The organism is Acinetobacter apis (assembly GCF_900197575.1).
GTDB lineage: Bacteria > Pseudomonadota > Gammaproteobacteria > Pseudomonadales > Moraxellaceae > Acinetobacter > Acinetobacter apis.
This window is the reverse complement of record NZ_FZLN01000002.1, coordinates 206,674-220,177: the sequence shown is the minus strand read 5'-3', so window position 1 is coordinate 220,177 and position 13,504 is coordinate 206,674. Positions and strand designations below refer to the sequence as shown.

At 41.1% G+C, this 13,504-nt stretch carries 10 protein-coding genes and 1 riboswitch; of the genes, 9 read left to right on the top strand and 1 reads right to left on the bottom strand.

The features are described from left to right. The 4 genes from CFY84_RS07555 (at position 1) to lpxC (ending at position 4,582) form a co-directional block, all read left to right on the top strand. On the top strand, positions 1-855 hold the full coding sequence (locus CFY84_RS07555) for a cell division protein FtsQ/DivIB (protein WP_088823613.1): 855 nt from the start codon (positions 1-3) through the stop codon (positions 853-855). 69 nt (positions 856-924) lie between these two features. Beyond that, positions 925-2,190, top strand: coding sequence for a cell division protein FtsA (gene ftsA, locus CFY84_RS07550; RefSeq protein ID WP_088823612.1), 1,266 nt, complete (start codon positions 925-927; stop codon positions 2,188-2,190). A gap of 164 nt (positions 2,191-2,354) precedes the next feature. After that, positions 2,355-3,557 (top strand): cell division protein FtsZ, encoded by a 1,203-nt coding sequence (gene ftsZ / locus CFY84_RS07545; protein WP_088823611.1) that lies wholly within the window; start codon positions 2,355-2,357, stop codon positions 3,555-3,557. A gap of 122 nt (positions 3,558-3,679) precedes the next feature. Further along, a complete protein-coding gene (gene lpxC, locus CFY84_RS07540; protein WP_088823610.1) occupies positions 3,680-4,582 on the top strand; it encodes a UDP-3-O-acyl-N-acetylglucosamine deacetylase in 903 nt (300 codons plus the stop codon). 75 nt (positions 4,583-4,657) lie between these two features. Here the strand turns inward: lpxC and CFY84_RS07535 are convergent, their stop codons facing one another. Then, positions 4,658-5,116 (bottom strand): DUF721 domain-containing protein, encoded by a 459-nt coding sequence (locus CFY84_RS07535; protein WP_088823609.1) that lies wholly within the window; start codon positions 5,114-5,116, stop codon positions 4,658-4,660. Between the two features lie 101 nt (positions 5,117-5,217). On the opposite strand from CFY84_RS07535, the gene CFY84_RS07530 reads away from it, so the two are divergent. The 5 genes from CFY84_RS07530 to guaB all read left to right on the top strand — a co-directional run bounded on the left by CFY84_RS07530 (position 5,218) and on the right by guaB (position 13,432). Next, positions 5,218-5,883 (top strand): M23 family metallopeptidase, encoded by a 666-nt coding sequence (locus tag CFY84_RS07530; RefSeq protein ID WP_088823608.1) that lies wholly within the window; start codon positions 5,218-5,220, stop codon positions 5,881-5,883. Positions 5,884-6,114: 231 nt separating this feature from the next. Further along, positions 6,115-8,829 (top strand): pyruvate dehydrogenase (acetyl-transferring), homodimeric type, encoded by a 2,715-nt coding sequence (gene aceE, locus CFY84_RS07525; RefSeq protein WP_088823607.1) that lies wholly within the window; start codon positions 6,115-6,117, stop codon positions 8,827-8,829. A gap of 4 nt (positions 8,830-8,833) precedes the next feature. Then, entirely contained in the window at positions 8,834-10,861 is a 2,028-nt protein-coding gene (locus tag CFY84_RS07520) for a 2-oxo acid dehydrogenase subunit E2 (protein ID WP_088823606.1), read from the top strand. A gap of 165 nt (positions 10,862-11,026) precedes the next feature. Then, positions 11,027-11,153, top strand: a riboswitch (yybP-ykoY riboswitch). Positions 11,154-11,228: 75 nt separating this feature from the next. After that, positions 11,229-11,807 carry a TMEM165/GDT1 family protein gene (locus CFY84_RS07515; protein ID WP_088823605.1) on the top strand — a complete coding sequence of 193 codons (579 nt, stop codon included), beginning with the start codon at positions 11,229-11,231 and terminating at the stop codon, positions 11,805-11,807. A gap of 158 nt (positions 11,808-11,965) precedes the next feature. Then, positions 11,966-13,432, top strand: a complete 1,467-nt coding sequence (gene guaB / locus CFY84_RS07510) for an IMP dehydrogenase (RefSeq protein WP_088823604.1) — start codon at positions 11,966-11,968, stop codon at positions 13,430-13,432. The last annotated feature ends 72 nt before the right edge of the window (positions 13,433-13,504 follow it).

Genomic DNA, 13,504 nt, shown 5'->3' with positions numbered 1-13,504 from the left:
ATGTCGCAATTGCCAGCATCAATGCGCCGTAAACCACGTACGGCCGCAGTGACATCGATTCATGATCGACCAGCCACAGTAAAAGACAAGCTGATGAATGTCGGTGGGTGGTTGCTGCTTGTATTTGCAACATGCGTTGCTATTTTAGGACTATATGGGTTATACAAAGTCATGACAGATGCACGTGCAGTGCATCTTGATGTCGTCGGTACACAATCTGCAGCAGAACAACAACAAATTAAAGCGTATGTTCAGCCTGTGGTACAAAATAATTATTTTACTGCAGATTTAGGCTTAATTCGCGACCGAACATTAGAAATGTCATGGGTGGATAAAGTCGTGATTTCACGAGCTTGGCCAGATCAAATTCGTATTCGCGTGATTCCTAAGCATGCTATTGCACGTTGGGGAACAGGGCGATTGTTAAGTGACAGTGGTTTAGTATTTAAAGAGGCGGTTGCTCAAAACCATGCCAATTTACCGTTATTACATGGTCCTGCCAATCAATCACAAATGATGATGCGTCGCTATAATGAGATTAATCAGCTTTTTAAACCATTTGGTTTACATTTGAAAGAGCTGTATCTTACAGAGCGAATGACTTGGTTTATGCAATTTGATACTGGATTACGCATTATTGCTGATCAAGATCAAACCATGAGTAAATTACAACGTCTAAGCCAATTGGCAGGGCGAGATTTGAACCCAGTGTGGGGACAAATTGCGACTGTTGATTTACGTTATCGTAATGGATTGTCTATTCAATGGAAAGGCGTGCCACCAGTGTCACATGGGCAGTTTGTTGTAACGAATAATGAATCAGCTATTGCAGGAAATGCACCAGCAAAGCCATAATATATGGTTTTTAAGTATAAAGAACAGGCGATGAGCCATAATTAAACGATAAGTCGATGGTATTAGGTAATGAATGAAGTTGTTCCTTCAGTGGTAGCGATAGATATCGGAACACATAAAATCTCTGTATTGATTGGTAAAGTCCATGCTGCTGACCATATTGAAGTGGTGGGTATGGCAACCGCGCTCAATCGTGGCATGAGTAAAGGAAAAATTATCAGCCTAGACAAAGTTATATCTGCGATTAAAAATGCAATTTCTGAAGCAGAGAATATGGCTGAATGTCGTGTACACTCAGCGTGGGTATCTATTCCAAGCACAGATTTAAAAAGTTTTTATGCTGTAGGCAAAACATCAGTGATTAACTCACAACAAAGTATTACAACAAGTGAAGTGGTTACAGTATTAGAGCAAGCAAAAAAAGAACATATTGCAACAGATTACTACTTGGCCAGTGCTGTGCCATTGGGCTTTGAATTAAATAATAATTCGGATGAATGGGTCATTAACCCTGTGGGTATGTCGGCACACAGTATTTCTGGACATTATCAATTGATGATGTTGCCGATCAGCACCATGCAAAACCTAGACCGTGCCATGAAAGGCTCAAACTTAGGTGTTGAAAGCATGGTGGTGTCATGTTTAGCAACTGCTGAAGCCAGTCTATTACAAGATGAAAAAGACTATGGTGTTTGTTTAATTGATATTGGTGCAGGAACGACCAATATAGCTGTTTATCTTGATGGACGTTTGGCGCTCACCAAGACCTATACTTTAGGTGGTGAAAACGTGACACGTGACATTGCAACAGTGTTACAGACCACCACAGAAGAAGCTGAGCGTTTAAAAGTTTTGCATGGCTGTATTGACCTTAAATCAGTTAAACCTGACCATATGGTGCAAGTACAAGGCATTGAAGGGCCACAAACCATCAGCCGTATAGAATTGAGTGAAATTATCATTGCACGTTATGAAGAAATTATGATGAAAATTCGTTATGATTTAGAAGAAACAGGTGCATTACATGGGCTATACCACGGTGTGGTACTCACAGGGAGCTCTTGTCAAATTGAAGGCATGGTAAGTTTTGCGCGGAATTTCTTTGGTGTATCTGCTCATCTAGGCAATATACCTATCCAAATTACGGCAAAAGATGCCTTATTGCCGATTCTTCGGCGTTCGCAATATGCAACGGCTGCTGGGCTTTTGCTGTATAGCCAAAAAGAGCCATCAGAAACGGTGGATATTGATGCAAATGCAGCACCACAAACCTTGGTTGGACGTTTAAAGCGTGGATGGAATAGCTTAAATAATACACTTAAAACGATTTTTTAGTTTTAATTATGCGAATCGTGTTGAATTGTTGTAAGTGGTTAGAGTGATACTTGACAAAACTCACCTGATCGCTTCATGCTTAAAGTAATTTAAATTTTTATTCGAAAGATAAGGCAGCATACGGGCTTAAGTCACTGCCAAAAACATTAGGAACATTCAAGGTCATGGCCTCATTTGAATTTTTAGAAGACGAACAAACTGAAGGTAACGGTCAAGCCCGTTTCACTGTATTTGGTGTTGGTGGCGGCGGCGGAAATGCTGTGCAGCACATGGTGCAATCAGATATCAAAGGCGTTAAATTTGTATGTGCTAATACAGACAAACAAGCGCTTGATCGTATGAATGCGCCGTTTAAAATCCAGCTTGGTGAACAAAGTACCCGTGGTTTAGGCGCAGGTGCAAATCCAGAAGTTGGACAAATTGCTGCAGAAGAAAGCCGTGAACAAATTCGCCAGCACCTAGAAGGTGCAGATATGGTATTTGTGACTGCGGGCATGGGCGGTGGTACGGGTACTGGTGCAGCACCTGTGGTTGCAGAAATTGCCAAAGAAATGGGACTGCTTACTGTTGGCGTGGTTACAACACCGTTTAATTTTGAAGGTCGTCGCCGTCAAAAATCAGCTGAAAAAGGCATTGAAGCGCTAGAACAATTTGTAGACTCGCTGATTATTATTCCAAACGAGCGATTATTGAATGTCTATGGCGACATCTCAATGCAAGATGCATATCGTAAAGCTGATGATGTATTGCTAAGCGCAGTAAGAAGTATCTTTGATTTAGTGGTTCGACCAGGACATATCAACCTTGACTTCGCCGATTTAAAAACAGCGATGAGCACTCGTGGTTATGCCATGATGGGTGAAGGTAAAAGCTCAGGACCAGATCGTGCAGAAGAAGCAGCACGCTTAGCGATTCGTAGTCCACTACTTGATAATGTGAATATCATGAATGCCAAAGGGGTGTTAATTAACATCACAGGCGGTAATGATGTGACCTTACGCGAAACACAAATCATCACTGACGTGGTTAACCAAATTGTAGATTTGGACGAAGGTGAAGTTTTCTTCGGTACAGTCTTTGATCCAGATGCGCGTGATGAAATCCGTGTGACGGTGATTGCAACAGGCTTAACACGTAATTCAAATACCCAAGAAGCACGTCCATCTAAAGTGGCTGTGCACAAAGCAGCGCAGCAAAATGCAGTCCAACAATCTGTTGCATCAGGCAGTGATGATGATGTTCCTGCCATTCAGCGTCAAGGTATAGCCGATGATTCTGCTTCGACAGGCACAGAAAAAAATGCTACAAATTCAAGACCAAGTCCGATGAGTATTCAAGAATACCTTAAAAAACAACAAGGTAAGTGATATTGATTAATTCAATACTCATCATCTAAAAAAAGGTAGGTTGTTAACCTACCTTTTTTGTTTTTTATCAATGGCTAAATGTGCTAACGTATAGCGGTTTGATAGGCGGAATATGAGTATAGATGTTAAAGCAACGTACCCTTAGACGTGTTGTTAAAGCCAGTGGCATTGGCTTGCATAGCGGACAAAAAGTCATGATTAATTTTGTACCGCATACGGTCAATTCGGGCATTGTTTTCCGTCGTATTGATATTGAGCCACATATTGACTTGCCAGCAGATGCCATGCTCATTCAAGAAGCATTCATGTGTTCAAATTTAATTAAAGACCAAGTCAAAGTCGGCACCATTGAGCATGTCATGAGTGCGATTGCAGCGCTTGGCATTGATAATTTAATTATTGAAGTCTCTGCCTCAGAAGTGCCGATTATGGATGGGAGTGCAGGGCCATTTATTTACTTGCTCATGCAAGGCGGCTTGGTTGAGCAAGATGCTGCAAAAAAATTCATCAAAATTTTAAAACCTGTAGAAGCTTACATTGATGACAAAAAAGCCATCTTTACACCGCATCAAGGCTTTCAGCTGAACTTCACCATAGATTTTAATCATCCTGCAATTGCCAAAGAGCATCAATCTGCCACTATTGATTTTTCAACTGAAACATTTGTGTATGAGGTTAGCGATGCTCGTACCTTTGGTTTTATGAAAGATTTGGATTTTCTAAAAGCCAATAACTTGGCTTTAGGTGCAAGCTTAGAGAATGCAATTGGTGTTGATGACACTGGGGTTGTAAATGAAGAAGGTCTGCGTTATAGCGATGAATTTGTTCGTCATAAAATTTTAGATGCTGTTGGCGATCTGTATTTACTTGGCCATCAGATTATTGCCAAATTTGATGCATATAAATCTGGTCACGCATTGAATAACCAATTGTTACGCAATGTTTATGCAGACCCATCAAACTATGAAATTGTAACATTTAATGACATGGGCAGTTGCCCAATTCCGTATGTCGAAGTGAGCTAACTCTTTAAAATTAAATGACTGTTTTTTCTTTCATTTAGACTGAAAATAAAATATAGCCTGTGATAATGAGAAGAATTATCTTTCATTTTCATCGCTGTGTTTTTTAATGCTTGCAAAACGCTGTATAGCTTGGCTAAGCTTAGGGTCATTCACAAGCTGAGCTGCATGTTCTAACATTTGCTGTGCATCTGCAGGAAGTGCTTTAGATGTCTTTGAAATCGGTGGCTTTGTTGCAGACTCTCTGACTCGAACATGAATCTTTTGGAGTTCTCTGAACTCACTCAGTTGTGATATTTTTTCAATATAGTGTTTTTGCAGATAACCGAGTTGGCTCACCATGGCCTGGTTCTCACCTGTCAGTGTTAAAACACCATATTGATAACAAGCCACTTGCCAATTTTCTGGTTGTGGCAACAGCGGTTGAATGAGTTTTGTCAGCTTTTGCCAATATAAAACATGCTGTGTCAGTGATTTAACTTGACCTGATTTTTTATCTTGGTGGTTATTTTGAAAAAAGCGCGTTAGATGAGACATAAATCACCTCTGATATGTGCAAATGCATATTAAGTGCTTATACATCATCAAACAAGGCATGACATCATTTAAACTGGGTTCATCATGACTTAGAGGTTTTTATGCAACGTATCTTGTTCGCAGCACTGTCTTTGTTTGTTTCTACAGCAAGCTTTGCTGATTTAATTGAAACAACAAATAGCCAGCCTAGAGAGATCTCTGTAGATCGCTTAACTAAAACACTATCAGCTGGCTCATATGATGAGCAAGAGAATGGACGTGTTTCTACTGAAAGAACAACAAACATTACACTTAGAAATACAAAAAGTAATACGACTGAACAGACCTTAACAGCCACCAAGAAATATACAACCTCTAGTAATGGGATCATGTCATGGTTGACCAAGAATCCATTACCAGATGCTGTACGCGTGAGTTCTCATTTTGGTGAGCGTATCATGTTTGGTAAAAAAGAAGGTCATACAGGCATTGATTTGGCAGCACCAACAGGCACATCAATTTATGCTTCCGGCTCAGGCATTGTAGTTCGTTCAGGTTGGGTGACAGGCTATGGTCAATTGGTTGAAATTAACCATGGCAATGGCTATCTGACACGTTATGGACATGCTTCTCGTATTTTGGTGAAAGTGGGTGATCGTATCCAAGCCGGCACTGAAATTGCCAAAGTAGGTTGTACTGGTCGCTGCACAGGCGCGCATTTACATTATGAAATTGTTGCAGATGGAAAACGCAAAAATCCAAGCACTTATTTAGCAATGTTGCCATAGATTATTGTGCTTTTATAACCATAATCTGTTTGCTTAAAACAAAGATTGTGTCGTGTGTGATGAAATCGCCAATTTGGCGATTTTTTTCTGTTAAATTTGTTTAAAAATAAACCAATATTTATTTAATAAATGTTGAAATGGTGTTGTATTTTAAAGTAGCCATTACGCATTGCTGTGAAAACATGGTAAAACTACGTGTGGCTATCGATAACGATTAAGGAAAGGTGAAATATGGCGTATTATGGTGATTCCGACGCACAAGAAACCCAAGAATGGCAAGACGCCTTTGACTCCGTTTTAAAGCATATGGGTACAGATCGAGCTGCGTTTTTGCTAGAGAAGTTATACCAGCAAGCAATTGCTAAACATGTCCCTGTACAGCGCCTCAATACGCCATATCTCAATACAATTTCTGTAGAAGAACAACCTGCTATGCCAGGCGATACAGATATGGAACGCCGTATTCGTGCGTTAATTCGTTGGAATGCTTTAGCAATGGTACTGCGTGCCAATAAAACAGGTGATGATTTAGGTGGACACTTAGCCAGCTTTGCTTCATCAGCAACACTTTATGATGTCGGTTTTAACCATTTCTTCCGTGCCAATAACGATCAGTTTGGCGGGGATATGATTTACTACCAAGGTCACTGTGCGCCAGGTATTTATGCACGTTCTTTCTTAGAAGGACGTTTGACTGAAGAGCAGTTAAGCAACTTCCGCCGTGAAGTGAACGGCAATGGTTTACCAAGCTATCCACACCCGTATCTCATGCCAGATTATTGGCAGTTCCCAACAGTATCTATGGGTCTTGGCCCAATCATGTCTATTTATCAAGCACACATTCAAAAGTACTTGATGAACCGTCGCTTAATTAAAGAAGAAGATCGTAAAGTTTGGGCATACCTTGGCGATGGGGAAATGGATGAGCCAGAAAGCTTAGGTGCGATTTCTTTGGCAGGTCGTGAAAAGTTAGATAACCTTATTTGGGTGGTCAACTGTAATTTACAGCGTCTAGATGGTCCAGTTCGTGGTAATGGCAAAATTATCCAAGAATTAGAGTCTTTATTCCGTGGTGCAGGTTGGCGTGTCATTAAAGTGGTTTGGGGCCGTCAGTGGGACCCATTGCTTGCAAAAGATGAATCAGGCGCGTTACGTGCTTGTATGGATGAAACTGTTGATGGCGACTATCAACGTTATCAAGTAAAAGGTGGCGCTTATACACGTGAAAAATTCTTTGGACGTTATCCTGAATCAGAAGCATTAGTGAAAGATTTAAGTGATGAAGACATCGATAATTTAAAACGTGGTGGTCATGACCCATATAAAGTGTATGCAGCATATGCCGCAGCAACCAAAAGTAATGGTCAGCCAACAGTGATTTTAGCGAAAACTGTGAAAGGTTATGGCTTGTCTGATGAAATTGAAGCAGTCAATAAAACGCATCAAATCAAAAAGATGCAGCTTGAATCGCTGAAATACTTTAGAAATCGTTTTAACTTACCATTCTCAGATGACCAGCTTGGTGAATTGCCATTCTATCGCCCAAGCGAAAACTCACCTGAAATGAAATATTTAAAAGCACGCCGTGAGTCATTAGGTGGCTATTTACCTGCACGCCGTAAAGAAAGCAAAACGCTACCAATTCCTGAGTTATCAGTATTTGATGCAGTGCTTAAAGGCAGTAATGGTAAAGAGCAATCGACTACAATGGTTGCTGTGCGTCTAATTTCAGCTTTACTCAAAGAGAAAGGCTTAAAAGACCATGTTGTACCAATTGTACCTGATGAAGCACGTACCTTTGGTTTAGAGGGTATGTTCCGTCAGCTTGGTATTTACGCTGCACATGGGCAAAATTATACCCCAGAAGACCAAGAACAGCTCATGAACTATCGTGAAGCAAAAGATGGTCATATGTTACAAGAAGGGATTAATGAAGCCGGTGCAATGAGTGCTTGGGCTGCATTGGCAACCAGTTATTCAACCAATGACTTGCCAATGATCCCGATGTATATGTATTACTCAATGTTTGGTTTCCAACGTATTGGTGACATTGCATGGGCTGCAGGTGATGCGCAAGCACAAGGTTTCTTATTTGGCGCAACAGCAGGTCGTACTACATTAAATGGTGAAGGTTTACAACACCAAGATGGTCATTCGCATATTTTAGCCAGCACCATTCCAAACTGTGTGGCTTATGATCCATGCTTTGGTTATGAGCTTGCTGTGATTATGCATGATGGTTTAAAACGTATGTATACCAATCAAGAGCGCGTGTTTTATTACTTAACGCTCATGAATGAAAACTACGAACACCATGCAATCCCTGAAGGTGCTGAAGAAGGCATTAAACGCGGTATGTACTTGCTTGAAAAAGATGATAAAGCCACAGTACAGCTGCTTGGTTCGGGTGTGATTTTACGTGAAGTCATTAAAGCTGCTGCCATCTTACGTGAAGAATATCAAATCCATTCAAATGTATGGAGTGTGACCAGCTTCAATGAGCTTGCGCGTGATGGTATGGTGTGTGAAGAATACAATCGCTTACATCCATTGGCTGAAACGACCAAAGAGTCTTGGGTATCGCAATTACTTAGACCAACAGATGGTATTGTAGTATCAACAACAGACCATATGCGTGCGTATAGTGAACAAATTCGTGCGTATCTTCCAGACAATCGTCCTTATGTCACATTAGGAACAGATGGTTTTGGTCGTTCAGATACACGTGCAAACTTACGCAGCTACTTTGGTGTTGATGCAGCACATATTGTGGTTGCGACATTGAAAAAATTGGCAGATGAAGGCGAAGTTGATAATCGCTTAGTCAAAGATGCCATTTCATCATTTGAACTCGATACAGATCGTCCTGTTGCATGGGCGCCGCAAACGTATCCTGAAGTACAGGCAGTGGCTGAATACCAAGAGCAATCGGGTGAGAAGGACTAACAGTATGGAAATTAAAACACCGGATATCGGCGTAGATCATGCAACCGTGTCTGAAATCCTCGTTCAAGTTGGCGATGAGATTGCAGAAAACGATAGCATTATTGTCGTTGAGTCAGATAAAGCCACTGTTGAAGTGCCAAGCACTTCAGCGGGGGTGGTTAAGCGTATTGTTGTGAAAGAAGGCGATGAAATCAGCCAAGGCACGCTTTTAATTGAGCTTGAAGAAGCAGGTCAGGCATCAGGTTCATCTGCTGAGCCAAAAAATGACAGCCAAGATAAAGACAACAGTAAAGCTGAAGCACAGACTGAACCTGCAAAAACCACCACTGTACTTGAAGAAAAAGCACAGCCTAAAGGCAATACAAGTTCAGCAGTGATTGACATTAAAGTACCTGACATTGGTGTTGAAAAAGCATCTGTTGGTGAGATTTTAGTGAAAGTTGGTGATGAGATTGCAGAAAACGACAGTATTGTGGTGGTTGAATCAGACAAAGCGACTGTTGAAGTGCCAAGCACACATGCAGGTCAAGTTGAAAGTATTGAGATTAAAGAAGGCGATACTGTTCAAGAGGGTGTAGTTTTAATTAAATTAAAAACAGCATCTCATGACGCTTCAGATGAGCCACAAGCTAAAATTGAAATTGTGCATGCATCGAAAGATGAAACACCAGCTTCAGCAGAAAAATCACAGCCTCAATCACAATCTTCCGAAGCATCGGGCACCATTAATATTAAAGTGCCTGACCTTGGGGTGGATAAAGCAGCAGTGGCTGAGATTTTGGTACAAGTTGGTGATACGATTGCCAAAGATGACAGTATTTTGGTGGTCGAGTCAGATAAAGCCACAGTTGAAGTGCCAAGTACAGCAGCAGGTGTGGTTAAAGCCATTCATGTCAAAGTGGGGCAAGATGTAACAGAAGGCGTTGAAATTGCTACGATTGAAGCAGAAGGTCAAGCACCTGCGCAACATCAAGCTGCGCCTCAGGCACCTGAAAAAGAAAAAGCACCACAGCCAAAAGCTGATGAAGCTAAACCTGCTGCAAAAGATACAGTGAACCCTGAGCTTACAGCAGGCCAAGTCGATAAATTGACGAAAGAACAGCAAGTTGCGAATGCTAAAGTTTATGCTGGCCCTGCGGTCAGAAAACTTGCACGTGAACTTGGTGTTGTCCTCACTCAAGTGAGTGCATCAGGCCCGCATGAACGCATCATGAAAGACGATGTTTTCGCTTATGTGAAAAAACGTTTAACTGATGATCAGCCAGCTTCGACAAAATCTGCACCTGCTGCACAGCCTGCCGCAACAGGCCTGCCTAAGCTGCCAGATTTTACTGCATTTGGTGGTGTTGAAGAGAAACCGTTGACGCGTTTACAGCAGGTTTCTATACCACAGCTGTCGTTAAACAACTTCATCCCACAAGTAACACAGTTTGATTTGGCTGATATTACAGCGTTAGAAGCATGGCGTGGTGAATTGAAAGGTCAATTCAAACAACAAGGTATTAGCTTAACGATTTTAGCATTTATTGCCAAAGCGTTAGCACACTTGTTAAAAGAAGAACCTTACTTTGCAGGGCACCTTGCTGATGATCAAAAATCAGTCTTGCTGCGTAATGAGATTCATATGGGGATTGCGGTTGCAACACCTGATGGCTTAACTGTTCCTGTACTACGTAACCCAGATCAAAAATCAATTAAGCAAATTGCAATTGAATTGGGTGAGCTGAGTAAAAAAGCGCGTGAGAAGAAGTTATCTCCGAAAGATTTACAAGGTGCAAATATTACCATCACCAGTCTAGGAAGTATTGGCGGCACAGCCTTTACACCACTAGTGAACTGGCCACAAGTTGCTATTTTGGGGATTTCTCCAGCCACAATGCAACCTGTATGGAATGGAAGTGAGTTTGAGCCACGCCTCATGTTGCCATTGTCACTGTCTTATGACCACCGTGTGATTAATGGTGCAGATGCAGCACGTTTTAGCAATAAATTAACCAAACTATTACAAGACATTCGTTCGCTATTATTATAGTGTTTTACATCTTGTAACATTAAAAGCCCTGTTTTATACAGGGCTTTTTTATTTTTCAAAGTATTTATTTTTTATAAGATATTGAAATATATTAGATAATTCTAATATTTAAAAGTTGACTATTTTGGTTGGGATTGCAATATATATTTATTTTTATATAATAAGTGTAACTTCATTGGGGAGTAGCCGCTATTCACATCACGTGAATAGATGATGGTCAACATACTTGTTCGCTTGAACATGGCCATTATAGCAAAGAACCAAATTTCTTTTGTTGGCAAGACCTTTGATTTACTTTCTCTGCAAAATTTTGGCTGGCAGGAGGAGTAGATCATTGGTATTTCACGCCAGCCAAGGAAAACATAAGATGTATGCTTTTCTGATTTCTGTCTCTGTTGTTGCGCTCGCTGAAATGGGTGACAAAACACAATTATTGGCATTACTCCTCACAGCACGCTTCCGTCAGCCGCTTCCAATTTTAGCAGCAATCTTATTAGCAACAACCATCAATCATGGCATCTCCGCAGTCCTTGGCCAGTGGCTAACCACCGTGATCAGTCCAACCACTATGGTATGGATTTTGGCAGTGGGCTTTATTGCAATGGCAATATGGATGCTGATTCCAGATAAACTTGATGATGATGAAGCAGATAACATTAATAAATGGCAGCGTTTTGGGGTTTTTGGCGCGACTTTTATTTTATTCTTTCTTGCAGAAATTGGGGACAAAACACAAATTGCCACCGTGGCACTTGCTGCTCAATATGACAGTATTTTAATGGTGATGATTGGAACGACGGTTGGTATGATGATTGCCAATGCACCTGCTGTTTTCATTGGTCATAAAATGGCGGGTAACTTACCTATTCAGCTCATTCACCGTATCGGTGCTGTGATTTTCTTGGTTGTCGGCATCAGTGCACTTGTGAAGCACTACTTTATTTGAATCGATCATGCCATCCTAGCGTATCAATCTTGGGGTGGCATTTTTAGTTGAAAATTTGTCACGAGATGTGATCTATCGTTTAAAAAAATATAACAAGACATGAAATTTAAGACAAAATTTGTTTATAATAGATCACGGAATTAATCAATGAGATCGTTATGCTAACCATCATTCAAGAAGCCCTAACCTTTGATGATGTTTTATTAGTGCCTGCCTATTCTGCTGTCCTTCCAAAAGATGTTTCACTCAAAACACGTTTAACACGTGATATCCAACTGAATGTACCACTTGTGTCTGCCGCAATGGATACAGTGACTGAAGCACGTATGGCAATTGCGATGGCGCAAAACGGCGGTATTGGTATTATTCATAAAAATATGGATATTGCAGCCCAAGCTGCAGAAGTACGCCGTGTGAAGAAATTTGAAGCAGGTATGGTGAAAGACCCAATTACTGTTACACCAGACACCACTGTGCGTGAGTTAAATGCCATCACGCAAGCCAATAACATCAGTGGTGTACCTGTTGTTCAAGATGGCAAAGTGGTTGGTATTGTGACAGGTCGTGATACTCGCTTTGAAACCAATTTAGAGCAACCTGTACGTAATATTATGACCCAGCAAGATCGTTTAGTCACTGTGCGAGAAGGCGAGTCAAAAGAAAACATTCAAGCGTTACTACAAAAGCACCGTATTGAAAAAGTCCTTGTGGTGGATGAACATCATGCATTGAAAGGCTTGATTACAGTGACTGACTTCCGTAAAGCGGAGTCTTATCCAAACAGTTCAAAAGACCATTTAGGTCGTTTACGTGTAGGTGCTGCAGTCGGCACAGGCATTGAAACACCATCTCGCGTGGAAGCATTGGTTGAAGCGGGTGTAGATGTCATCGTTGTAGATACTGCACATGGTCATTCAGCAGGTGTGATTGAGCGTGTAAATTGGGTGAAGAAAAACTTCCCTCAAGTCCAAGTGATTGGCGGTAATATTGCAACAGGTGATGCAGCATTGGCATTATTAGATGCAGGCGCAGATGCTGTAAAAGTAGGTATTGGTCCAGGTTCAATCTGTACAACACGTATTGTTGCAGGTATTGGCGTTCCACAAATGTCAGCAATTGACAGTGTAGCAAATGCATTAAAAGAGCAGATTCCATTAATTGCAGATGGCGGTATTCGTTTTTCAGGCGATATGTCGAAAGCGATTGGCGCAGGTGCAAGCACCATCATGGTGGGTTCATTGCTTGCAGGGACTGAAGAAGCACCAGGCGAAGTTGAATTTTTCCAAGGTCGCTATTATAAAGCATACCGTGGTATGGGGTCACTTGGCGCTATGGCAGGCTCAACAGGTTCTGCTGACCGTTACTTCCAAGATGCGAAAGCGGGTGCAGAAAAATTAGTACCTGAAGGGATTGAAGGTCGTGTACCGTATAAAGGTCCAATGGGTGTTATTTTACATCAAATGATGGGTGGTTTACGTTCATCTATGGGATACACAGGTTCTTCAACCATTGATGATTTACGTCATAATGCAAAATTTGTCAAAATTACGGCAGCAGGCATGAAAGAATCACATGTACATGATGTCACTATTACCAAAGAAGCACCAAATTATCATTTAGGATAATTGCTTCTTTACAAATAAATATGAGAAAAAACCGTCTACAGATGACGGTTTTTTCTTTTTTCTGTAAAGTGA

Excerpts from the sequence above, each read along its gene's own strand:
- CFY84_RS07555 (WP_088823613.1), top strand. The coding sequence starts at position 1 with ATGTCGCAATTGCCAGCATCAATGCGCCGTAAACCACGTACGGCCGCA.
- CFY84_RS07520 (WP_088823606.1), top strand. The coding sequence starts at position 8,834 with ATGGAAATTAAAACACCGGATATCGGCGTAGATCATGCAACCGTGTCT.
- ftsZ (WP_088823611.1), top strand. The coding sequence starts at position 2,355 with ATGGCCTCATTTGAATTTTTAGAAGACGAACAAACTGAAGGTAACGGT.
- lpxC (WP_088823610.1), top strand. The coding sequence starts at position 3,680 with ATGTTAAAGCAACGTACCCTTAGACGTGTTGTTAAAGCCAGTGGCATT.
- aceE (WP_088823607.1), top strand. The coding sequence starts at position 6,115 with ATGGCGTATTATGGTGATTCCGACGCACAAGAAACCCAAGAATGGCAA.
- CFY84_RS07535 (WP_088823609.1), bottom strand. The coding sequence starts at position 5,116 with ATGTCTCATCTAACGCGCTTTTTTCAAAATAACCACCAAGATAAAAAA.
- CFY84_RS07530 (WP_088823608.1), top strand. The coding sequence starts at position 5,218 with ATGCAACGTATCTTGTTCGCAGCACTGTCTTTGTTTGTTTCTACAGCA.
- ftsA (WP_088823612.1), top strand. The coding sequence starts at position 925 with ATGAATGAAGTTGTTCCTTCAGTGGTAGCGATAGATATCGGAACACAT.
- guaB (WP_088823604.1), top strand. The coding sequence starts at position 11,966 with ATGCTAACCATCATTCAAGAAGCCCTAACCTTTGATGATGTTTTATTA.
- CFY84_RS07515 (WP_088823605.1), top strand. The coding sequence starts at position 11,229 with ATGTATGCTTTTCTGATTTCTGTCTCTGTTGTTGCGCTCGCTGAAATG.